This is a genomic window from Haloferula sp. BvORR071 (assembly GCF_000739615.1).
Lineage (GTDB): Bacteria > Verrucomicrobiota > Verrucomicrobiia > Verrucomicrobiales > Akkermansiaceae > Haloferula.
This window is the reverse complement of sequence record NZ_BATP01000034.1, coordinates 16,316-38,002: the sequence shown is the minus strand read 5'-3', so window position 1 is coordinate 38,002 and position 21,687 is coordinate 16,316. Positions and strand designations below refer to the sequence as shown.

19 protein-coding genes are annotated in these 21,687 nt (G+C 62.3%); 10 read left to right on the top strand and 9 right to left on the bottom strand.

The annotated features are described in order from the left end of the window. The first annotated feature begins 41 nt into the window (after positions 1–41). Positions 42–674: a hypothetical protein gene (locus tag BV071_RS19020; protein ID WP_265594615.1), complete on the top strand. Its 633-nt coding sequence runs from the start codon at positions 42–44 to the stop codon at positions 672–674. 8 nt (positions 675–682) lie between these two features. Here BV071_RS19020 and BV071_RS19015 read toward each other — a convergent pair whose 3' ends face one another. Further along, positions 683–1,183 (bottom strand): DUF4303 domain-containing protein, encoded by a 501-nt coding sequence (locus tag BV071_RS19015; RefSeq protein ID WP_052573574.1) that lies wholly within the window; start codon positions 1,181–1,183, stop codon positions 683–685. A gap of 91 nt (positions 1,184–1,274) precedes the next feature. Here BV071_RS19015 and BV071_RS19010 point away from each other — a divergent pair, with 91 nt between their 5' ends. Together BV071_RS19010 and BV071_RS19005 are read left to right on the top strand one after the other, a co-directional pair. Then, positions 1,275–1,877 carry a flavin reductase family protein gene (locus BV071_RS19010; protein WP_052573572.1) on the top strand — a complete coding sequence of 201 codons (603 nt, stop codon included), beginning with the start codon at positions 1,275–1,277 and terminating at the stop codon, positions 1,875–1,877. After that, positions 1,874–2,917 (top strand): tRNA-dihydrouridine synthase family protein, encoded by a 1,044-nt coding sequence (locus tag BV071_RS19005; RefSeq protein WP_035610684.1) that lies wholly within the window; start codon positions 1,874–1,876, stop codon positions 2,915–2,917. The genes BV071_RS19010 and BV071_RS19005 overlap by 4 nt, the downstream gene beginning before the upstream one ends. Positions 2,918–2,921: 4 nt before the next feature. On the opposite strand, the gene BV071_RS19000 is transcribed toward BV071_RS19005, so the two are convergent. From BV071_RS19000 to hisG, 5 genes are all read right to left on the bottom strand, one after another. Continuing rightward, a complete protein-coding gene (locus BV071_RS19000; RefSeq protein ID WP_035610682.1) occupies positions 2,922–3,635 on the bottom strand; it encodes a hypothetical protein in 714 nt (237 codons plus the stop codon). Positions 3,636–3,690: 55 nt separating this feature from the next. Next, positions 3,691–3,927 carry a hypothetical protein gene (locus tag BV071_RS18995; protein WP_265594614.1) on the bottom strand — a complete coding sequence of 79 codons (237 nt, stop codon included), beginning with the start codon at positions 3,925–3,927 and terminating at the stop codon, positions 3,691–3,693. Positions 3,928–3,950: 23 nt separating this feature from the next. Continuing rightward, positions 3,951–4,865 carry a hypothetical protein gene (locus BV071_RS33270; RefSeq protein ID WP_265594613.1) on the bottom strand — a complete coding sequence of 305 codons (915 nt, stop codon included), beginning with the start codon at positions 4,863–4,865 and terminating at the stop codon, positions 3,951–3,953. A 172-nt stretch (positions 4,866–5,037) separates the two neighbouring features. Further along, positions 5,038–5,142, bottom strand: a complete 105-nt coding sequence (locus tag BV071_RS35530) for an AURKAIP1/COX24 domain-containing protein (RefSeq protein ID WP_169454664.1) — start codon at positions 5,140–5,142, stop codon at positions 5,038–5,040. A gap of 36 nt (positions 5,143–5,178) precedes the next feature. Continuing rightward, entirely contained in the window at positions 5,179–6,066 is an 888-nt protein-coding gene (gene hisG / locus BV071_RS18985) for an ATP phosphoribosyltransferase (RefSeq protein WP_035610678.1), read from the bottom strand. Positions 6,067–6,818: 752 nt separating this feature from the next. Between hisG and rpsA the strand changes: the two genes are divergently transcribed. Next, positions 6,819–8,528 (top strand): 30S ribosomal protein S1, encoded by a 1,710-nt coding sequence (gene rpsA / locus BV071_RS18975; RefSeq protein WP_075090952.1) that lies wholly within the window; start codon positions 6,819–6,821, stop codon positions 8,526–8,528. Positions 8,529–8,723: 195 nt separating this feature from the next. Here the strand turns inward: rpsA and BV071_RS18970 are convergent, their stop codons facing one another. From BV071_RS18970 to BV071_RS18960, 3 genes are all read right to left on the bottom strand, one after another. Further along, complete coding sequence (locus tag BV071_RS18970; protein ID WP_035610674.1) at positions 8,724–9,356, bottom strand: NAD(P)H-dependent oxidoreductase; 633 nt, start codon at positions 9,354–9,356, stop codon at positions 8,724–8,726. A gap of 82 nt (positions 9,357–9,438) precedes the next feature. Next, positions 9,439–9,828 carry a helix-turn-helix domain-containing protein gene (locus BV071_RS18965; RefSeq protein ID WP_265594612.1) on the bottom strand — a complete coding sequence of 130 codons (390 nt, stop codon included), beginning with the start codon at positions 9,826–9,828 and terminating at the stop codon, positions 9,439–9,441. A gap of 48 nt (positions 9,829–9,876) precedes the next feature. After that, complete coding sequence (locus BV071_RS18960) at positions 9,877–10,758, bottom strand: DNRLRE domain-containing protein (protein ID WP_035610672.1); 882 nt, start codon at positions 10,756–10,758, stop codon at positions 9,877–9,879. A gap of 396 nt (positions 10,759–11,154) precedes the next feature. Here BV071_RS18960 and BV071_RS18955 point away from each other — a divergent pair, with 396 nt between their 5' ends. From BV071_RS18955 to trmD, 6 genes are all read left to right on the top strand, one after another. Next, positions 11,155–14,583 (top strand): MBG domain-containing protein, encoded by a 3,429-nt coding sequence (locus BV071_RS18955; RefSeq protein WP_035610670.1) that lies wholly within the window; start codon positions 11,155–11,157, stop codon positions 14,581–14,583. Positions 14,584–14,655: 72 nt separating this feature from the next. Continuing rightward, complete coding sequence (locus tag BV071_RS18950; protein WP_265594611.1) at positions 14,656–18,087, top strand: MBG domain-containing protein; 3,432 nt, start codon at positions 14,656–14,658, stop codon at positions 18,085–18,087. Between the two features lie 97 nt (positions 18,088–18,184). Next, positions 18,185–19,261: an SPFH and helix-turn-helix domain-containing protein gene (locus BV071_RS18945; protein WP_035610666.1), complete on the top strand. Its 1,077-nt coding sequence runs from the start codon at positions 18,185–18,187 to the stop codon at positions 19,259–19,261. Between the two features lie 30 nt (positions 19,262–19,291). Continuing rightward, positions 19,292–20,518: a zinc ribbon domain-containing protein gene (locus BV071_RS18940; protein WP_265594610.1), complete on the top strand. Its 1,227-nt coding sequence runs from the start codon at positions 19,292–19,294 to the stop codon at positions 20,516–20,518. An 11-nt stretch (positions 20,519–20,529) separates the two neighbouring features. After that, entirely contained in the window at positions 20,530–20,940 is a 411-nt protein-coding gene (locus tag BV071_RS18935) for a DUF488 family protein (protein WP_035610664.1), read from the top strand. Between the two features lie 7 nt (positions 20,941–20,947). Next, positions 20,948–21,631, top strand: coding sequence for a tRNA (guanosine(37)-N1)-methyltransferase TrmD (gene trmD / locus BV071_RS18930; protein ID WP_035610662.1), 684 nt, complete (start codon positions 20,948–20,950; stop codon positions 21,629–21,631). Positions 21,632–21,687 lie beyond the last annotated feature (56 nt).

The window sequence follows — 21,687 nt, the reverse complement described above, 5'->3', positions numbered from 1 at the left end:
AGGACTCGCCAGAGCGCGTCTGCCTACTAGACTACCGCCGCGTGGCATCACAAACACCACCATCGTTGGAAGGTCGCTTCAGCTCCTGGTGTCGGGAAGGTGGAGCGAAGCCAGCCATCGCAGCCTCCCTCTGGGCCAGCGTGGTGACACGCTATTCCGAAGAGCAGCGTCACTACCACAATCTCGGCCACATCGCCGCTTCACTTACGGAGTTGGATCGCTGCGGGGTGCAAGACTTTACGATCGAAGGCGCGATTTGGTTCCACGATGTGATCTACGATCCGCATCGTAGCGACAACGAAGATGCAAGCGTGGCCTGGTTCCGGGAAAACACGGATGCTTGGCTGGATCCTGTCCTCGCGGCAGAGGTCACGGCACTGATCGAAGCCACGGATTTCCGGCGCCCCCGCACGGAGGATTCCGCCTCAGCTCTGATGGTAGACATCGATCTCGCGATCCTCGCCACGCCGGAGGAAGCCTACGATGCCTACTGTGCGGCAATCCGGAGGGAATATGCCCACGTTCCCGACGAGGCCTTTCGCAGCGGGCGAGCCAAGGTGATGGCCGGATTCCTGGCGAAGCGCATTTATCGGACTGAATACTTCGCAGACCGCGAGGAAGCCGCCCGGAGGAATATTCAAAGCGAACTTGACGAGCTCGGAGCCTCCGCTTGAGCCCGCCCTCACTCCGCCGCCTCGGCAAGCCATTCACCCAAGGCTTCCAGTGGATTGAGGCGCAGTGCCCGTTCGGTATTGGTGTGGTCCGGCGGCATCACTTCGACATTCACCACAATCCGGTTGCGCTCTGGTCCGCTGCCGAAAATCCCCTTGGCATCCAAGCGCCGCAAGGCGGCCTCCATCGCACGCAAGCGCAGCTCATACTCCGCCGAGCAATCCGCGAAGGAATCCATCGCCGGCCTTGCAGCGAAGAGCTTGCGCACAGCCTCGAAATCCTCCGGGCTGAAGTCACAGTAAGGGCAGTCGGCGTAGGACCATTTGATTTCCTTCCTGCCCGCTAGTTTTTCAACCGACCAAGCCGCGAGAAAGGGAGCGTGGGCTTCACCGGTCGTGATCAGGCTGCAGTAATAGAAGCTCTCGGGCTGTTCCCGGAACAACCGCCCGATGGCCCTTTCGGCGGCTACCCCGATGGCGTCGGCAAGTTCGCTCTCGTCCGGCATGCTCATTCCGGGATGATGAAGGCCGGAGACCCGCAGCACCAAGCTTTGTCCAGTGACAGGGATTGCGGTGGAAAGGAATGGGCTCCATCCTCCGGGCATGGAACTCGACCTGCTCGGAGAGCACGCGGACCGCGCCTACGCCATTCTCGCCGGACTGGTCATGCCGCGGCCGATCGCCTGGGTCACCACCCTCAACGAAGATGGCACGGTGAACGCCGCTCCGTTTTCCTTCTTCAATGTCTTCGGCGATGATCCGCCCTTGCTGATCTTCGCACCTGGAGACCGGCCCAATGGCACGCCGAAGGACACCGCGCTGAATGCCAAGCGCAGCGGTGAGTTCGTGGTGAACCTGGTCAGCGAGGAACTGAAGGAAGCGATGAACGGCACCTCCGCGACCTTGCCGCACGGCGTCAGCGAGACCGAGCATATGGGTCTGGTGACCGCGCCTTCCAGCATCGTCGCGCCACCGCGGATCGCGGCGGCCCCGGCTTCGCTGGAGTGCAAGGTTCACTCGATCCAGGAGATCGGCAGCAACCGTCTAATCCTCGGCATCGTCCACCGCGTCCACGTCCAGGAGCTGCTGCTGGATCGCGAGCACCTGCGCATCCATCAGGAGATCTATCATCCCGTAGGACGCATGGGCTCGCCGAATTGGTACTGCCATACGGCTGATCTTTTTGAGATGGTGCGGCCGAAGTGAGATCGCTCTTTCCATCGGGCCGCCCGGTCCTCTACCTCGCACCGATGCAGGACGTGACCGACCTGCCCTTCATGCGCGTGATGCATGAGTATGGCGGTGCGGACATCTACGTGACGGAGTACTTCCGGGTGCACAATGACTCGCGTCCGAATGCGTGGATCCTGCGCTCGATCGATGAGAATCCGACGGGACGACCGGTCTTCGCGCAGATGATCGGGCAGGACATCCCGGCGCTGGTGAAGACCGCAAAGGCGCTGCTCGAGCATCCGGTGGCGGGCATCGATCTCAACCTCGGTTGCCCGGCCCCGGTGGTGTGCAACAAGGAGGCCGGCGGCGGGCTGTTACGGAATCTGCCGAAGGTGGACCGCATTCTCGGGGCCCTGCGCGATGCGATCCCCACCCGCTTCACGGTGAAGACCCGCATCGGCTATCACGACCACGCCGAATTCCCGCTGCTCTTGGAGACCTTCCGCAAGCACGCCATCGATGCACTGGTGATCCACGGCCGCACGGTCCAGGAACGCTATTCGACTCCGGTGCATCCGGACTGCGTGAAGATGGCGGTGGAAGCCCTGCCCTGCCCCGTGATCGCGAATGGCAATGTGGTGGATACGGCCACCGGCATAGCCTACTTGGAACAATCCAAGGCCGCCGGGCTGATGGTGGGACGCGGCGCGATCCGCAATCCCTGGCTCTTCGACCAACTGCGTGCCGCCTTCGAAGGAAGAGAGGGCCTCGTCCCGCGCTGCCGCGATCTGCTAGGCTATGTCGTGCGACTCTACGAGGAACTGGCCGCATCGGTCGGCGAGCGCTTCGATCCTGTCGGTCATGTGCAGCGGATGAAGAAGACGATGATCTTCGTGACGCAGGGCCATGACCCGGATTTCGAATTCCGGGTCCGCCGGGCGAAGACTCCGGAGGACTTCCACTCCGCCTGCCGGGACCACCTTGATCGTGACGATCCGGTGCCTGCCGCACCGCAGGAAGACTCGCGGGTCTTCTGCGGCTTCAGCGAGTTGCTGAGCGCCAGCCAAGCCTAACGGCTCACCGGCCCGCCGGGTCGACGATCAATTCGTCGCCCACCTGCGGCTTCAATTCATCGAGAATGCCGGAGGGATTGCCGCCCGCCGCTTCCGGAGTGACCTCGCCCACCGTGACGCGGCCGATGATCCCCGAGTTACGGCGGATAACTAGCACGGCCCCGGTCTTCACCACGGCGGCATCCTTGACCTCCAAGGTGCAGAAAGAGCCCAACTCGGGGCTTTCCTCCCAGGTCTTGATCTTCGCCACCGCGGGTGCGGCCAAAATCATAGCGGCCCGATCCTGCAAAGCTGGTGCTGGTGCTGGCGGTGGAGCCGGGACTGCGGGAACCACGGCCTGAGGCGGTGTAGCCTCTCCCTCGCCCTGAGGCGGCGGCGCGGGAACCAAGCCTTCCGAAGGCAGGGCAGCGTCCGGATTCGACAAGCTGGAGGCGGCATCGATCGCAGCCAGATCGGCTTCGGAGGGAACCGCGGAGGATTCTTCAGGCGTTGCTTCCGGTACTACCGGGGTCTTGGGGACCTCCCTGCCGAGAATCCGGTCACGGTCGGCCTGCATCCGCTCCTTGTCCTTCCGGATCTCGGCGATCTGGCGGTTGACCTCGTAGACCTTCTTGGGGTCCTCCCCCGCGCGGGCCTTCTTAAAATCCTTCCACGACACCCCAAGCACCGCGACCAAGCCGGCGAAGGCCATGCAGAACAGGAGCTTGAGAGTGTCCACGGGGCAAGACTGGCGCGGCGGGCGGGCGAAGTCAACGGGCGCAAACCCGCATTCCCTACTTCAGGGGCACGTCCTCCGCCGTCCCGTCAGGCTTGATGATGGTGAACTTGCCCTTCGCGAGAAGGGCGAGCTTCTTCATCCCCGCGTCCGCCTCCGGCTCCATCAGCGACATGGTGTTGATCACGGTCCTGCGCCCCCGGGCCTTGCGGGCCAAGTCCTCGATCATCTTGTCGGTCGTGCCGGGAGAGGCCCCGTCCGTCATGAAGAAGATGACCTCCGGAGGAGGCTCCATCGCCAAGGCCATCTCCAAGGGCCCTACCCAATGGGTGCCATACTCCAGCTTGGTTTTCGCGATGCTGGTGGAGGCTTGCTCGATCGCCTCAGTCGTGACGTCGATCCAGTCGGCCTTTTGCTTTTTACCATCGGGCTCCCAAGCGCCTTTGCCGCCCTCGAGCTTCTTCCAATGGTAATCCGCCCCCCGTGGGTGACCGTGGCTTCTTGGTCGTTGAAGGCCAATTCCACATTGTCTCCGGCAATCCATGCGGGGCCGCAGAAGAAGATCATCTGGAACTTCATCGGAGCCACCAGCTTGCGCACGGACTTCTCCAACTCCGCGCGCATCAGCTCCTCGCGCTTGCCCTTCATGGACTTGGAGTAGTCGATCACGTAAGCCACCCGGCTGGCCTTGACCTCCTGATTGAAGAACATGGCCCCGGCCACAAAGGCCCCGGTGCCGACACCACTACCACTCCCGCTGCCCGTGCCCACGCCGGTGCCATTGCCGCCGCCACGACCTCCGCCACTGCCGCCACCCATTCCTCCGCCGCCGGTCAGCGATCCCATGGAGGCCATGCTTCCAAAACTATCTCCAGGATCCGGCATCACGACCGAAGCGGCCGCGCCTTCAACGACCACCCGCTTGGCCGAATGCTGGCTGGCAATCTTCTGGGCCATCTTCTGGGATTTCATTTCCGCTTCGCTGGCACCTCCCCCGCCACCGCCGGGATTGAAATCCACCACCTTCTGAGGCTCATGGAGGGTGCGGATCACCCAAAAGGCCCCCAAGACCAGGATCAGGACGTGGAGGATGATGGCCACCATCAGCGAACCGCCGCCGAGCTTCCGCCAGAAGCGCACAAAGCCACTTTCCTTAGGCGCAGAGGGTGGAGGACTTTCCTGATACTGTGGCGGATCTCCGCCGGGCACCAAATCGGGTTCGTCGTTGCTCACCCTACAGGAAGGCCTGAGGGCAGCATTTTCTTGGGAGAAAGATTAGCGGCCCCTTGCAATTCCCTGCCCCGGCGGGCGTACGCGAAAGCAGGGATCCGGCGGTTGCCGGATCCCTGTCGGGAAGAATCAGTTCTCAAGCACGGGTCAAGCCCGCGGCGCGCAAGCCGTTAGACTAGGACTTGTAGCGGAGCCGCTTCTTGTGGCGGTTCTGCTTCATGCGCTTCTTGCGCTTGTGCTTGTTGATCTTCGTCTTACGGCGTTTCTTGAGCGAGCCCATGATGATGCTTGGGGTTACGGTTGGATAGGAAAGGGTTCAGGGAACGATCTTGTTCAGCGGGTACTCGATGATGCCTTCGGCACCCAGCTCCTTGAGCGTCGGGATGATGTCGCGGACGACCTTCTCGCAGATCACGGTTTCCACGGCGACCCAACCCTCTTCCGAGAGCTGGGAGACGGTTGGACGGCGCATCGCGGGGAGCTTTTCGAGCAGGGCGGACAACTTGTCCGCGGGAAGATTCATTTTCAAGCCCACCTTGTCGCGGGCTTCGAGTGCGGCCTTCAGTAGAAGGACGAGGCGCTCCATTTTCTGGCGCTTCCACGGATCCGCGGCGGCGGCCTGGCTGGCGTAGAAGTGCGGGAAGGAGGTCAGCAGCGTGTCCACGATCCGCAACTTGTTGGCTTTGATCGAGGAGCCCGTCTCGGTGACGTCAACGATGGCATCGACGAGGTCAGGGACCTTCACTTCGGTGGCACCCCAAGAGAATTCCACTTCGGCCTCGATGCCCTTCGACTTCAAGTAGCGCTCGGTGATTGCCACCCCTTCGGTCGCGATGCGCTTGCCCTGGAGGTCTTCCGGCGCGCGGATCGGCGAGTCGTCCGGCACCACCAACACCCAGCGGGTGGGCATGGCGGAGGCGCGGGAGAAGGGCAACTCGGCGAGATCAACAAGGCTACCGTCGAACTCACTGGCCCAGTCGAGGCCGGTAATCCCGCAGTCGATGAAACCTTGGTCAATGTAGCGGCCGACTTCCTGAGCGCGAATCAGATACAGATCCAGCTCCGGGTCATTCGACCCGGGGCGGAGGCCGCGGGAGGAGACATAGACCTCGTACCCGGCCTTCGCCAGAAGGTCGAGGGTAGGCCCTTCCAAGGAACCCTTGGGAATGGCCAGTTTCAGTGTCTTTTCGGAGGTCTCCGGCATCGCGGCGGGCGGCGGGGATAGCGGGCGATGCGCCGGGAGGCAAGGGAAGTTTTTAAAAGTAAAAGCGCGCTCGTGCGTTATCGACTAAAGGTCTCGCCAGCCGAGGCGTTACGCCAATGATCCAAATGCTCCCCGAATCGGGGAGCTCGGTGTGTCTCCTCCAAAAAAGACGAATTTATAGTCACATTTCGTTCATCTACAGCGGATATAGGAAACGTGTCGGACAGGAAAGGAGAAAAAACTTTCAATGTGAGTATCCGGTAACTACTTCGTAATTGCATGAAACCCATTTCGTCGCACCCTCTTCTGTGCGTCGGTCTTTTTGTGGCCGGTTGTCTGTGCTTTTTAGTCGCATTGAACCCGCCGTGGATGCCCGACGAGGACGAGGGCCATGGTGCGGCGGGTGGCGGTAGCATTCCGGGACTGGCGCCCCCCCGGCGTCCCGAGAAGCCTCCGGAGGGCGAGGCAAAACCCAATGAAGGGGGAGCCAAGGATCCTGCCACCCCGGATCCAGAGAAGCCAAAGAAGAAAAACAGCTCCGAAAAGAGCGGCTTGGCGAACCCCGGAAGTCCCTGAAATCAGGAGATTTTCGCCTTGCCAATGGGGGCTGGCGGCCTAGCTTCGCCGCCCCGTTTCACGTTTCAAAATGCTGGCGAGTAGTTGGAGCCCCGTGGCTCGCCGGTTCTTCCATCGGGGCAATTGTCGGAAGGAAAAGCGAAACCAAACCAACCTAACCTTAACCCCGTTAAGACATGAGCACCGCAGTGCTTGAATCCACAACCAATCAGGAACTTGCCGATCTGATCGACTCCAAGTTCCGCGAGTTCCGCGAAGGAACCATCGTGAAGGGCACGATCATCGAGATCCGCCCGCAAGTCGTCCTCGTCGATATCGGCTACAAGTCCGAGGGCGCCATCCCATCGAACGAGTTCGAGGATGAAGAAATCGAAGTCGGCGACGAAGTCGAAGTGCTTCTCGAAAAGCTTGAGAACGATGAGGGCATGGTTGTCCTCTCGAAGGAAAAGGCAGCCCACAAGCAGAACTGGGAAAAGATCGTCAAGGTGTTCCAAGACGGCGGCTTGGTGCGCGGCAAGGTCAAGTCGGTCGTCAAGGGCGGTCTTACCGTCAACGTCGGCGTCGAAGCCTTCCTGCCCGGTTCCCAGGTGGACATCATCCCGCCGAAGGATCTCAACGAATACGTCGGCAACATCTACGAGTTCAAGATCGTCAAGGTCAACGACGAGCGGAAGAACATCGTGCTTTCCCGCCGCGAGGTCATCGAGGCCGAGCGTGCCGAACTGCGCCAGCAGTTCCTGCGCACCGTCAAGGTGGGCGACAAGGTCACCGGCGCGGTCAAGAACATCACCGACTTCGGTGCGTTCGTCGACCTGCAGGGCATGGACGGCCTGCTTCACATCACCGACATGTCGTGGGGCCGGATCAACCACCCTTCCGAGATGCTCATCATCGGCCAGCCTGTGGATGTCGTCATCCTCGACGTGGACCGCGAGAAGGAGCGCGTCTCCCTCGGCCTGAAGCAAATGTCCGACAACCCGTGGGAAGACATCGAGCGCAAGTTCGCGATCGGTTCCCAAGTCAAGGGCAAGGTCACCAAGCTCCTGCCTTACGGCGCGTTCATCGAACTCGAGCGTGGTGTTGAAGGTCTGGTGCACGTTTCCGAACTGTCCTGGGTCAAGCGCATCACCCGCCCGAGCGACGTGCTCGAACTCGACCAGGTCATCGAGGCCGTCGTGCTCGGCATCAGCATCGAGGAGCAGAAGATCTCCCTCGGTGTCCGCCAGCTCGAGCCAAATCCTTGGGACGAAATCGAAGTCCGCTACCCGATCGGTGCGACCATCAAGGGCCCGGTCCGCAACCTCACCGCTTACGGTGCGTTCGTGGAGCTGGAAGAAGGCATCGACGGCATGGTCCACGTCTCCGACATGTCCTGGACCCGCAAGATCAACCACCCTTCGGAAGTTCTCAAGAAGAACGACGAAGTGGAAGCGATCGTGCTCTCCATCGACAAGGCCAACCAGCGCGTCTCGCTCGGCCTCAAGCAGCTTGAGGACGATCCATGGAGCCACATCGACCAACGCTTCAAGGTGGGCGACCTGGTCAAGGGCACCGTGGCGAAGATCGCTTCCTTCGGCGCCTTCATCAGCCTCGATGGCGACATCGACGGTCTGATCCACATCTCGCAGCTCAGCGAAGACCACGTGGAGAAGGTGAAGGACGTGATCAAGGTGGGCGACGAAGTCGAAGCCCGCGTGATCAAGGTGGACAAGGTCGAGCGCCGTATCGGCCTCTCGATCAAGGCCGTCAACTACAGCGAAGCCGACCTCAAGAAGGAAAGCGCCAGCTTCGAAAGCCTGCGCCCGTCCTCCGAGATGGTGGGCCTCGAGCAGGCCTTCAACCTCGCCGCGATCGCGGCCGAGGAGTGGAGCCCGTCCGACGACTGATCCGCTGTTCGCGACAGAACGAATTCAAGAAGCCGGGAGGGAAACCTCCCGGCTTTTTTCGTGGGCGGACAGACGCCTAGGCTCGCACACTACACCCCAGTTGGATCGGGCCTACAGCCCTCCAATTTCTCCCACCGTTCCTGGGCTGTTAGCCCAGGCTGGTATAGGTCGGGCCTTTGGCCCTGAAGAGAGATCCTAGGCGACCGCCAGATCCGCAGCGAGGCGGTCCACCTCTGCTTCCGCCGCGCTCACCATGTACCGCCACGCTTCGTCTTTGTATTCCTCGCGCGCGACCTTCGTGTAGGCGATGTCGCCGAGGCCGATGAAGCCGAGGATCGTGGCCAGGTGGGGTTCGAGGAAGTTCAGGGACTCTAGTACTCCACCCGCTTCGTATTCGCCGGAGCCCTTGGAAGTGACGAGCACCACCGGCTTGGAGGGGATCAGTGCTTGGTAGGGGTTCTCCGGATCTTCGGTGAAGGCGAAGGTGCGGCCGACACGGACGATCTGGTCGAAGTAGGCCTTGAGGGCGGAGGGCATGCCGAAGTTGTACATCGGTGCACCGATCACGATCACATCGGCTTGGAAGAGTTCGGCGATGAAGGTCTCGCTATTGGCGAGTGCCGCAGGCGTTTCGCCATTGGGCTCGCCGAAGGCGGAGGCGATCCAAGCCTCATCAATGGCAGGCGGTGGATTGGCGCCAAGGTCACGGTGAATCACGGCGGCCTCCCCAAAGCGGGCTTGCCATGCAGCGGCGAAACGGGCGGTCAGCGCGCGGGTGGTGGAGCGGTTCGAACGGGCGCTGGAGTCGATCACAAGCAGTGTCTTCATACACCGCCAGAGTGGCATGCTGCTGCGGCTCCTGCTTCGTCCCAAGATTGTGAGCCGCTCACAACAATGTGAGTAAGCGACTCTAGCAAGGGCGCGCCGCCACTTTGCCCTGGCGTTCGAGGTGCCTGCTGCCCCAGTTCTCCAACTCATCCATCAGCGTGGCTAGGGAGAGGCCATGCTCGGTCAGGCCATACTCCACCCGCGGCGGGATCTCCGGATAAACCGTACGCTCGATGATGCCGTCCGCCTCGAGCTGCCGCAGCTGCACGGTCAAGGCCTGGGCACTGATCCCGGGCATCGCCGCCTGGAGGTCGGAGTAGCGGCGCGTGCCGTCCTTGATCTCCCAGAGGATCGAGGGCTTCCAGCGCCCGGTCAGGACATCCAAGGCGGCACGAACCGGGCAGTGCTGGCGCAGCGGATCGATCTTCGGCGAGTAGTCGCGCTCCTGCTTCACGTGAGGAGCTTGGACCACTTGCAGGCCGGATTCAACCCGCTGGCCTGTTGTTTTCCTCAGCCGCTTTCAACGCGGGCCCACGGCGATAAAGTGTGCGCGAGAACTATTAAACGCAGCGCCATTGTCCAGAGTAACTCCGCTGGCACTCACCTCAGTGGGCGGCGTGAAAAATCCACCCAAGGCAATCCCCTCACCAACTGAACTGATGGTCGGGAGGCCCGAAAACGGAGTGCTGAAAGTTATCTTCAAATCACTGCCCACCTTCTCCACCGTAAATCCCTGACCTGCGATAATCGCGAGGGTCCCGTCTTGCTGGACTTCCACCGTGCCGCGGATCGTACGCAGGTCTTCCGGTGTATTGATCGTGCTCTTCTTCTCGATCTGCAACACCGCCGCATAGCCCTTGGAAGGGCCATCCTTCGAGCCAAGCTGCACACTGGCCGCTCCATCGCTGGCAATCGCGAAGCCGAAGTCAGTAGCGGGCGAGGTCAGCCAGGACTTCACCTGCGCGGTCACATCCACGAGCACGAACTGCTTGGCGACCACCGATTCGGCAGGAATGGTGGCGATCGATTCGGTGAGGAAGGTCGGCGCGACCGGCTTGCCTTCGACGACCTCCGTCCAATTCTGGGTCACGGCGTGAACCTTCAGCGCACCGGGCTTGGCGACCTCGGACAGATAGACCATGAGCCATGCCTTCTCGATGGTGGCGGCAGGGTTAACATCCGCATAGCTACCAGCCTCGAAGCGAATGAAAGCGGTTTGCTTGGGACCCGCGCCCAGGGTAGTGGCGCTGCCGGCCTTGGCGCTCAGCAGCTGTGCCTGCTGTGGTCCGAGGGTGGAGGTGGTGTCCGCCGAGACGGGGATGGTCAGTCCGTGGGCGAGATTCATGGACAGGCAGGCAAAGGCCGCCGCGAGCAAGCGGGAGAAGGAACGGGTGATCTTCATGGTTAATGAGTGATGCCGGGATTCCAGCCGGAGTTGCCCAGCTTTCAAGTGGCTTCTAACCAAACGCCTTCAGTCCGGTCGATCTTGCGGTAGTGAAAAATCCGTGAACCGGGCAGGCGCCGCCGCCGGTGCCGCAGGAAGACCACGGATTCACCCTGAGGCTCCCCGCCCGCGCCGCCTCACTGATACCCAAGCCACAAGGAGAAGAAGAATCCCCGGACCGCACTGCTTCTTCATCCGCTGTTCAACATCCCTTCACGCCAGCAGCTGAGCCTTTCCCAAGCTACTCCGAAGCGATTGTCCCCAACCTGGGGCGGCCAAACCCGCCCGGTAGTCCAACTAACGCTGGAAGTGTCGGCTTGCGACTCGCTCATTTTCAGTTCCTAAAATTGATAAGTGAAGCTGCCCACCCTATCTCTGGCCCTCGTGCTTGCGCTCTTCTGCGGCGCCCTGATCGGCGTGACCCGAAAACCCGGGTCATCCTCTGCCCCCGCCACGTCTCCGGCCAAGGTGGGCCTGCGTTCCCCAGCCGTCCTATCTCCGGAGCCAGACGCAGCGGACGAAGCCACAGCCAGCCCCGGAGATACCGCGAATGACTTTGCCAAGCTGCCCCGCGCCGCTCACCGCCGCCTGCCCGATGGCCCTGAACCCGCAGGCCCGCTCAGTGCCGAGGAGCTTAAGGCGCGCAAGCAGGAGGCTCTGGAGGATATCCTGGCCAGTATCGGTAGCTTTCCCGGCCTACCGGAGGAACATCACGAGCGCCTGGCCGCCTACGCCGCCCAGCTCGCCACCGCCGAGGCTCCGCGCGTCCAATGCTGGGGCCCGGGTACGCCTCCGGAGATCGTTCACGCCTACATGCGGGTGGAGCAGAAGATCCAGCAGGCAGCAGGGATGCAGGTCCAGGCCTTCCAGCTCGGCAACCACTGGTCACAGACCGCGACCAATGGCAGTGGCCAAAGCCTCCAAGGAACGCCGGTGACGATCCGGTGGAGCATCGTGGCGGATGGCACCGCGATCTCCGGCACGGGCGCGGGAGAACCGGTCGCCCCCAGCAACTTGCGCTCGCGGCTGACGGCGATCTACGGCGGCAGTGCCACTGGCAATCCCAGCGCCCAACCGTGGTTCGCCACCTTTCAGACCACCTTCGACAACATCGCAGCCAATACCGGACTGCGCTTCGTCTATGAGCCGAATGACGACGGTGCCGCTGTCGCCTCAGCCGCCAATCCCGGGATCGTGGGAGTGCGTGGCGACATCCGGATCAGCGGACATTCGATCGACGGCAACAGCGGGATTCTCGCCTACGCCTACTATCCCGACAACGGCGACGTGGTGATCGACACCAACGACAGCTTCTTCAGCACGATCACCAACACCTCGATCCGGCTGCGCAACGTGCTGGAGCACGAGCTCGGTCATGCGCTCGGCCTCGCCCACGTCTGCCCGGTCAACGAGACCAAGCTGATGGAGCCTTACGTCACCTCCGCCTTCCGAGGCTCCCAGTTCGACGACATCTACACCTTCCAACGCCACTACGGCGACATGCTCGAAGTCCGCCCGGGGATGAACAACAACGACAGCATGGCGACCGCCGCTCCGCTCGGCCTGACGCTCAACACGACCGCCTCCTGGCAATGGCTCAGCATCGACGACAACTCGGACAGCGACCTCTATTCCTTCAACGCCGCCAGCCAGAACAAGATCACGGTCCGCATCATACCCTCCGACCCGATCCTGCCGACCAACCCCACGGTCAACGCCTATCTGGAGGGGCCACAAGCGACCTGTAGCACCGGCAGTCCCTTCGATCCCACCAACCAGCAGGATCTGGTGCTCGACCTGCTGAATGGCAGCGGCACGGTGGTGGCTTCCGCAAGCAGCCGCCCGGCTGGCCAGACCGAGGAAATCGTCGATTTCCAACTGCCTGCGCCAGGCACCTTCTATATCCGGGTCCGCGGCGGCACGGCGGATCGCGCACAGCTCTACCGCATGGAGGCCTTACTCGGAACGGCACCACAGAGCCCGGACGTGGTGATCTCCTCCACCCGTTTGGAGACCGAATCCAATGCCGTTGGATATCAGTCCGTGGATTCGGGTGAAACCATCCGGCTGGGGATCACCCTCGCAAACAATGGCAACGCCGCGATCAACAATCTGAACGCCACGCTCACCGGGCCGACCGGCACGACCATCTTCGCAGGAACGAAGAGCTACGGCAGCATCGCCGCGGGTACTTCCGCCGAGCAACTCTTCACCTTCGCCCTGAGCGGCAATGCCGGGGAGGTGAAGACGTTGCAGCTTGCGCTGAGCGGCAGCGGCTACTCGTCGACTCTTCCCCTCACCTTCACGCTCGGGACGATGCTGGCAAATACATCCTTGGATGAGCATTTCGACACCATCGGCAGCCTGCCCTTCGGCTGGAGCCAATCGGTGACGCAGCAAGCCGCGCCGTGGACCGTTTCCGACAACTTCGCCAAGGGTCCGCCGGGCTCGGCCTTCGCGCCCGCGGTGGAGCGGAATGGCGACGCAACACTGATGTCACCCACGGTGCCCATCCCGCCGGCCGGCATCCTGGAGTTCGCCCATCGCTTCGACCTGGACGACAAGCTCGATGGCGCAGTGCTGGAAGCGAAGATCCAGGGAGTTTACAGCGACTTGTGGTTCGACCTCCTGAACTCGCCGGACGTGACGGTGCTGGCGGGGAACTACACCGGCACGATCGAGGCACCTCCGCAGTATTCTTCCATCAGCGGCCGCAAGGCCTGGACGGGCAGTTCGACCGGCTTCATTAGCACCCGCGTCCAGTTCCCCACCTTCTGGGCCAACCAGAACCTCACGCTGCGCTGGCGCGTGGTGCACAACAATTTCAGGGCAGTGGTGGGCTACAATTTGGACGACGTGAAGTTGTCCTCGATCAGCTACTTCACTTCCACTTTCCAGCCCTACCTCTCGCTTACCAGCTCTGGTGGCACCCTGACCGAAGGAGGTCCAGCGGTAACCTTGACCCTTTCCACGCCGCTACCGCTCACGCAGCCTGTCACCGTGGGCTTGGACCTGAGCGGAAGCGGAAATGCAGATGATGTAAGCGGACCGCTCGTCCTAAGCCTGCCCGCCGGCCAAACCAGCGTCAGCAGCCAGCTCTCGGCGATCGCCGATGGAGTGGCGGAAGGTCACGAGACCTTAACGCTCACCGTTCCCGGCTGGACCTCGGAATATGCGCAGTACGAGCCCTACCGAGTGGAATTGAACCTCGAGGATCCACCCGGGGTGCCAGCGACCGTCAGCCTGTCCAAACTCGTCGCGATCTTCGATGGGACCGCGAAATCCGCGACGGTGAGAACCAGTCCCGCCGATCTCGCAGTGACGGTGACCTACAACGGCTCCGCCACGCCGCCGGTGAACGCCGGCAGCTACGCGGTGGTAGCCACGGTGACCGCCCCTGGCTTCTCCGGGAGCTCCACTGGCACCCTGGTGATTGCCTCCTCCTATGCGTCTTGGATTGCCGCTTTCCCTGGCTCAGAGGGCGCAGCGGGGCTCGCCAGCGGGGATATCGATCGCGACGGCTGGGACAATGCCGCGGAGTATACCTTCGGCACCTCGCCGGTGGATGCAAGTTCCGTGCCGCAACTAGTGCCGGTGGTGACGCCGGACGCGGTGCAATTGATGGTGCCGCCCGCCCCGCCAGGGATCACCCGCTTCGTCGAGACCTCCAGTGACCTCACGATCTGGACCACCACCGGGGTTGTGCCGATCAACGGTGGCTTTCAAGTGGCGCGGGATGGCCAGCAGCGCTTCCTCCGGGTCGCCTACGAGGTGGCGAATTAAGGGCCGTGCCAGCCTTCCCGGTCCAAATTCCCAGCTTGCGACAAACTCTGGTTCAGGCACTTTAGATGAAAAGTGAAGAGAACCAAATTACCACTGGCCTTGCTGGTGGCGCTTCTCGGTGGGGTTTGGATCGCGACGATCCAGCAGCACTCCTCTTCTGCTGACCCGGCCCCTGCCGCAGCCAAAGTCTCCGACCGTCCGCTACCCGTCCGCTCCTCCAGCGAACTGGCATGCGATGAATTGTCAGCAGTGCCGGCCCCGGAAGATTCCTTCCGGAAGATCCCGCGCGCCGTTCACCGAGATTCCAAAGAATCGCCCGAAGTGGCGACCACCGCCAGCAAGGAGGAGATCCAAGCCCGCAAGCTGGCGGCGCTGGAAGAGATTCTTGCCAGTATCGGCAGCTTCCCCGGACTCCCGAAGCAGTATCACGACCGCTTGGCGAATTACGCGGCCCAGCTTGCGACCTCGGAGACTCCGCGCGTGCAATGCTGGTCGCCGGATACCCCGCCCGCAATCGTCCATGCCTACCTGCGGGTCGAGCAGCGGATCGCCCAAGCATCCGGCCTGAGCCTGCAATCGCTGCAAGTCGCCGACCGCTGGACCCGCACCGCCGTCGATGGCACCGGCCAAAACACCCAAGGCCTGCCGGTCACTCTCACCTGGAGTATTGTTCCGGACGGCACCCCAATCCCTGCCAGCGAGACCGGCGAATCTTCCGACGCCAGCAGTCTGCGCGCGCGAATGACGTCAATCTATGGCGGCAACGCCAGCGGCGACCCCACCGCACAGCCGTGGTTCGCGGTCTTCCAAGCCGTCTTCGACAATCTGGCGGCGATCTCCGGCCTGCACTTTGTCTATGAACCGAATGACGATGGGGTTAGCATCACCGGCTCGAGCAACGGTTCCAACTGGGGTGTCCAGGGAACCCGCGGTGACATCCGCCTGAGCGGGCACTTGATCGACGGAGAAGGCGATAACGTCAACGGCAGCGTCCTCGCCTACGCCTACTATCCAGATGCCGGGGATGTGGTGGTTGATACCGGCGACAGCATTATCGAGAGCACCGCGAATACCTCGATCCGTCTGCGGAATATCCTCGAGCACGAGATCGGCCATGCCCTTGGTCTCGCCCACGTCTGTCCGGTCAATCAGACCAAGCTGATGGAGCCCAAAATCAACCTCGGCTTCCGCGGTTGCCAGTTCGACGACATCTACTCCCACCAGCGGAACTATGGTGATCCGCTGGAAGCCCATGACGCGGTCCGCAACAACGACAGCGCCGCCAATGCCACGCCGATCGCGTTGACCCCCGGCACCACCTCATCCTGGCAATGGCTAAGCATCGACGATAACAGCGACATCGACTTCTATTCCTTCTCCGCCACCGATCAGCAGCAGGTCACGGTGCGGATCATTCCTTCGGATCCCATCCTTCCCGCCGATCCGATCAACAACTCCTATCCGGAAGGTGCCCAAAATTTTGATGGCACTTGCAGCGCCGGCACCGCCTTTGATCCCACCAACCAGCAGGATCTGGTGCTGGACCTCTTGGCTAGTAATGGCAGCACGGTGGAAACTGCCGCCCCAAGCCAAGCCGCGGGCCTCACGGAGACCATCAGCACCTTCCAGCTTCCCGCTTCAGGCACCCACTACATCCGCGTACGTGGCGGCGCGAATGACCGCGCCCAACTCTACCGGATGGAAGTGCTGCTCGCGAATGCGCCCAAGATCTCGATCGCCTCCACCCGGCTCGATGCGGAGTCGAACAGCGGTGCCAACGGTTTCCCGGATCCCGGCGAAACCATTCGCCTCGGCATCACGCTCGCGAACAACGGCAATCTCCCGGCTTCCGCGCTCTCGGCCACGCTCTCCGTGCCGGGTGGCTCCACGGTCTTCAGCGGCACCAAGAGCTACGGTACGCTCGCTACCGGGGCTTCCTCCGAGCAGCTCTTTACCTTTGCCCTTGCCGGAGTAGCGGGCCAGATCCTGAACCTTAATTTGAACGTCAGCGCCACCGGCTACTCGGCGACCCTGCCGCTCACGCTGACCTTGGGAAGCACCCCGCTCGACGAACATTTCGACGCTTCTTCAAGCCTACCCGCGGGCTGGAGCCAGTCGACCTCCGGGGCCGGTAGCGCTTGGGTCATTTCGACCAATCGCTCGAATACCGCCCCGAATTCCGCCTTCTCTCCTTCCGTCAGCCCGAATGGCGAAGCCCTTCTGGTCTCGCCCTCTCTTATCATCGGGCCGCAAGGCGGCACCCTGGAGTTCAAGCATCGCTACGAGCTTGAATCCCGCTCCGATGGCGGAGTGGTCGAGGCCTCGCTCAACGGCGGAGCATGGTTCGATCTCTTCACCTCCGCGAACACCACGGTTCAAGCCGGCGACTACAACGACACCATCCGTTCGAATTCCAGCTCAGCGCTGCACGGTCGCGAGGTCTGGACTGGGACCTCCGGGGCCTTTGTCACCTCCCGCGTCGCTTTGCCGGCTAGCTGGGCGGGTTCCTCCGTGGCCTTTCGTTGGCGGCTGGTTCACAACAGTGCCACGGTCCTCTCCGGATGGAATGTCGATGACGTGAAGTTCGCCAACTCTGTTTCGGATCCCTTCCGGCCCTTCCTCTCGCTGATCGCTTCCGGGATCACGCTTGCGGAAGACACGCCGGCGACGCCTGTTCTGCTGACCCTTTCCACGCCGCTACCACTGGCCCAGCCGGTCAGCGTAAGCTTGGATACAAGCGGCAGCGGCAATGCGGCGGATCTCGATGGCGCCTTGACCCTCACTCTACCGATTGGCCAGACCAGTGCCTCGTTCGCGCTTACCGCTGCCCAGGACGGCTTGGTAGAAGGGCCGGAATCGATCGTGCTTTCGATTCCTTCCGCCGCGGCCGGTTTTGCTCCTCTGGCACCGTCGTCGGTCACGCTCGATATCGCGGATGCCACCGTCCACCCGGTGACCATCACTCTTTCGAATCTGGTAAACACCTACGATGGCCTGCCGAAAGCCGCCGGAGTCTCCACCGCTCCTTCCGGGGTAACCGTCGCGCTGACTTACAATGGCTCATCCGAGCCTCCGGTTAATGCCGGCACCTACGAGGTGGCGGCTACTGTCACTTCACCCGGATACAGCGGTAGCGCGAGCGGCACACTGGTGATCACATCGGCCTACACCGCTTGGATTTCCACCTTCGTGGACCCGGAAGATCCTGCGGCCGGCCCCGGAGATGATCTGGATGGCGACGGCTGGGACAATGCGGCTGAATACACCTTCGGCACCTCGCCAGCTGATGTAGCCTCACAGCCACACGTGGTTCCGGTTCTGGGCGCGGAGACTCTGGAATTGGCCGTGCCGCCTGCACCGCCGGGCGTGATCCGCTTCGCACAGACCTCAAGCGATCTGAGCAACTGGACCACCGCTGGCGTCGCCGAGATCCCCGGCGGTTTTCGGGTCACCCGCACCGAGGGCCAGCGTTTCCTGCGGATCGTCTATCAGGTGGTTAACTGATTTTCCCTCCAAGCGCTTCCGAAATCGCCTCGGGATTCTCATTGAATCTTGCGGAGTTTCGGAATCAGGATGGTAGCGAACCAACTACCTCCGCGCTATGGGACTCATGGACTTCATCAAGGGCGAGCTTCTCGAGATCATCGAGTGGCAGGACGATTCACGCGACACCATCGCCTGGCGTTATCCGGACGATGACAAGGCGATCAAGAATGGAGCCCAGCTCATCGTGCGTGAGAGCCAGACCGCGCAGTTCCTCTATCTCGGCCAGTTCGGGGATACCTTCGGTCCGGGCAAGCACACGCTCACTACCGACAACATCCCGGTGCTGACCCGCATCAAGGGTTGGAAGTACGGCTTCCAGAGTCCCTTCAAGGCGGACGTCTATTTCGTCAATACCCGGCTCTTCACCGGCAACAAGTGGGGCACCGCGAACCCGATCATGCTGCGCGACGCCGATCTGGGCATCGTCCGCGCGCGGGCCTACGGGACCTACGACTTCAAGGTGGTGAACGTGCAGACCTTCCTGAAGGAAGTGGCCGGCTCGGATCACGACTTCCGCGTGGATGAATTCGGCGACACGATGCGCTCGCGGATCGTGAGTATTTTCTCCGATGCCTTGGCCAGCGCGCACGTGCCGGTCTTCGATGTGGCGACGCGCTACACCGATCTCGGCGATGCGCTGTTGCCGCTGATCAATCCGGTGATCTCCGCAAAGTACGGGATCGAGGTCGCTTCCTTCGTCGTCGAGAACGTCAGCGTTCCGCCGGAAGTGGAAGAGGCGATCGACAAGCGCTCGGCGATGTCCGCGATCGGCAACCTCAACGACTACGTGAAGTACCAGATGGCGCAGGGTATGGCTGCCGGCGGCGGTGGTGGTGCCGCGGGCACCGCCAGCGAACTGGCGGTCGGTTTCGCCGTGGCCAAGGAGCTGATGCAGCAAGGTGGACTCACCGGTGGCGGGGCTCCGCCGCCGCTGCCGGGCGGTGCACCTGCCGCTGCTGCTGCCGCACCGGCGAATCCTGATGTACTGGATCCGCCCACGGTCGCGTGCATGCTCGGGGTTTCCGAAGCGGACGTGATGACGGAAATCGAGTCCGGCAATCTGGCCGCCAAGAAGATCGGCTCCAGCTATCGCGTGACGCGCGCAGCGCTGGATGCCTTCCTCGCCCACTGAACAAACTGACGGTGAAAGCTTGATGCTGGGGTGGGACCACCCCGGCACCACACCATGGAGACCCCAGAGTCACCGGAGCTTCCGGACGCGAGCCAAGCGCCGATCGAGGTACCGACCAAACGCATGCCGCCGCCCCTGCCGGGGGACCGCGGCGTGGCGGCGGAGGTTCGTTCGCTGGAGCGACATGTCTGCCCGGAGTGCGGCGGCAAGGGCGAGTGGGACCCCGGCAAGAAGGAACTCGTTTGCCCTTACTGCGGCACGCACTTCCCGCGCGTCGGGCCACCACCCCTGGTTGGCTCGATCATCGAGCACGACCTTGACCAGACGCTTGCGGATTTGGGCGACAAGGCCAGCGAGGTCGATACCGCCACCCGCCGCGTGCAGTGCACCAACTGCCACGCCGTACTGGTGCGCTCGGCGGATACCGTGGCCCAGCACTGCGACTTCTGCGGTTCGCCCGAGCTACTGGACTACACGGACATCCATAGTCCGATCAAACCGGAGTCGCTGCTCCCCGCGGTGGTTTCGAAGGAGACCGCCTACCACTCACTGAAGAAGTTCCTCGGCGAGCGTTGGTTCGCGCCGAACGATCTGAAGCGTCGCAACCTCGTCGATCGCATCAATCGCGTCTATCTGCCGTACTGGACCTTCGATGCCTCCGCCGAATGCCCGTGGACCGCGGAGAGCGGCACCTATTACTGGGTGACCGTCACCGACCGTGATGCCAATGGTAGGACCGTGACCCGCCAGGAGCGTCGAGTGAAGTGGCGGCCCGCGAGTGGGCACGTTTCGACATGGTTCGACGACGTCGTGGTTTCCGGCTCTCGCGGTCTCGATATCGGCTTGCTGATCAAGCTGGAGCCCTTCCCGACCAAGGATCTGGTGCCCTACGAGACGCGCTATGTCTCCGGCTGGCAGGTCGAGCACTACCAAGTCCCGCTGATGGATGCCGCGCGCAACGGCTTCGGCACCATGGAGGCCATGCTGCGGGAGATGTGCGGGCATGAGGTGCCCGGCGATACCTACCGCAACCTCAACATCTCCCCGGAATTCTCCGACAAGACTTTCAAACACATCCTCGTTCCCATCTGGCTGCTGGCCTACCAGTACCGCGGCAAGACCTGGCAAGGGGCAGTGAATGCCGTAACCGGTGCGACCTATGCGCGCTTCCCGCTAAGCCCGTGGAAGATCGCCTTCGTCACACTGCTGGTGATCCTGGTGATCGTGATCATTGCGGTAATGGCGAACTCAAGATAGCTTCCCAGCTCATGTCCAAGGGAGGGATCAACACGAAGTCGATCTCCACGCCGCCCGAGGCCAAGGACGGCCTGCGGGTATTGGTGGCGAGATTTCGCGGCCATCGCGTGCCGAAGAGTCGCTACGATTTGTGGCTCCCGAGCCTCGGGCCGAGTGAGGACTTGTTGAAGCAATTCCTCGCAGGAGAGATCACTTGGGCGAAGTTCTCCCGCGAATACGGTCGCGAGCTGTGGCTGGACGGTGGCGCGGATGAGCGCAATCACACGGTGAAGAACCACGGGCAGAAGGGGCTGCTGCGGATACTCAAGTATCTCGCGCGCCAGCAGACCATCACGCTGCTCTGCCATTGCGCGGAGGATGAGAAGCATTGCCACCGCCATCTGCTGCGGCAAACTCTGCTCGGAGCAAAAGTGACGCTCTGAACGGCTGATGCGCATCGATATCCTGACCCTCTTCCCCGAGATCGCGCTCGCGCCGCTGAGCGAGAGCATCATCCAACGCGCTCGCGCCGCGGGACTGGTGGAGATCCAGGCGCACAACATCCGCGACTGGGCCACGGACAAACACCGCCGCACCGACGATACGCTCTGCGGTGGCGGACAGGGAATGCTGATGATGCCGGGGCCGATCTTCGCCGCGATCGAGGAACTGAAAACACCAGAGACGAAGGTGATCCTGATGACTCCGCAAGGCCGGGTCTTCAAGCAGGCCATCGCCCGTGAGCTCTCGGAAGAGAAACATCTGATCCTGCTCTGCGGTCACTATGAGGGCGTGGATCACCGCGTGATCGAAGAGTTGGTCGATCTTGAGCTTTCGATCGGTGACTACGTGCTGACCAACGGTGCGATCGCCGCCGCGGTGGTCACGGATGCATTGGTGCGATTGCTACCCGGTGCCTTGGGCGACGAGCGTTCGCATCAGGATGAATCCTTCTCCGATCCGAATCTGCTCGAAGCACCGGCCTACACCCGGCCGATCGATTTCCGCGGCTTGAAAGTGCCCGATGTGCTGATCTCCGGACATCACGCGAAGATCGCGACATGGAAGAAAGAGAAGGCGTTGGAGCGCACGCGCGCCAATCGCCCGGATCTTTTGCATGACGCTGACGCTTGAGTGTCAGTGGTGACCATTCCGCCCCAGTTCTTGGCGCTTGCCCGGCGTGGCGGCGC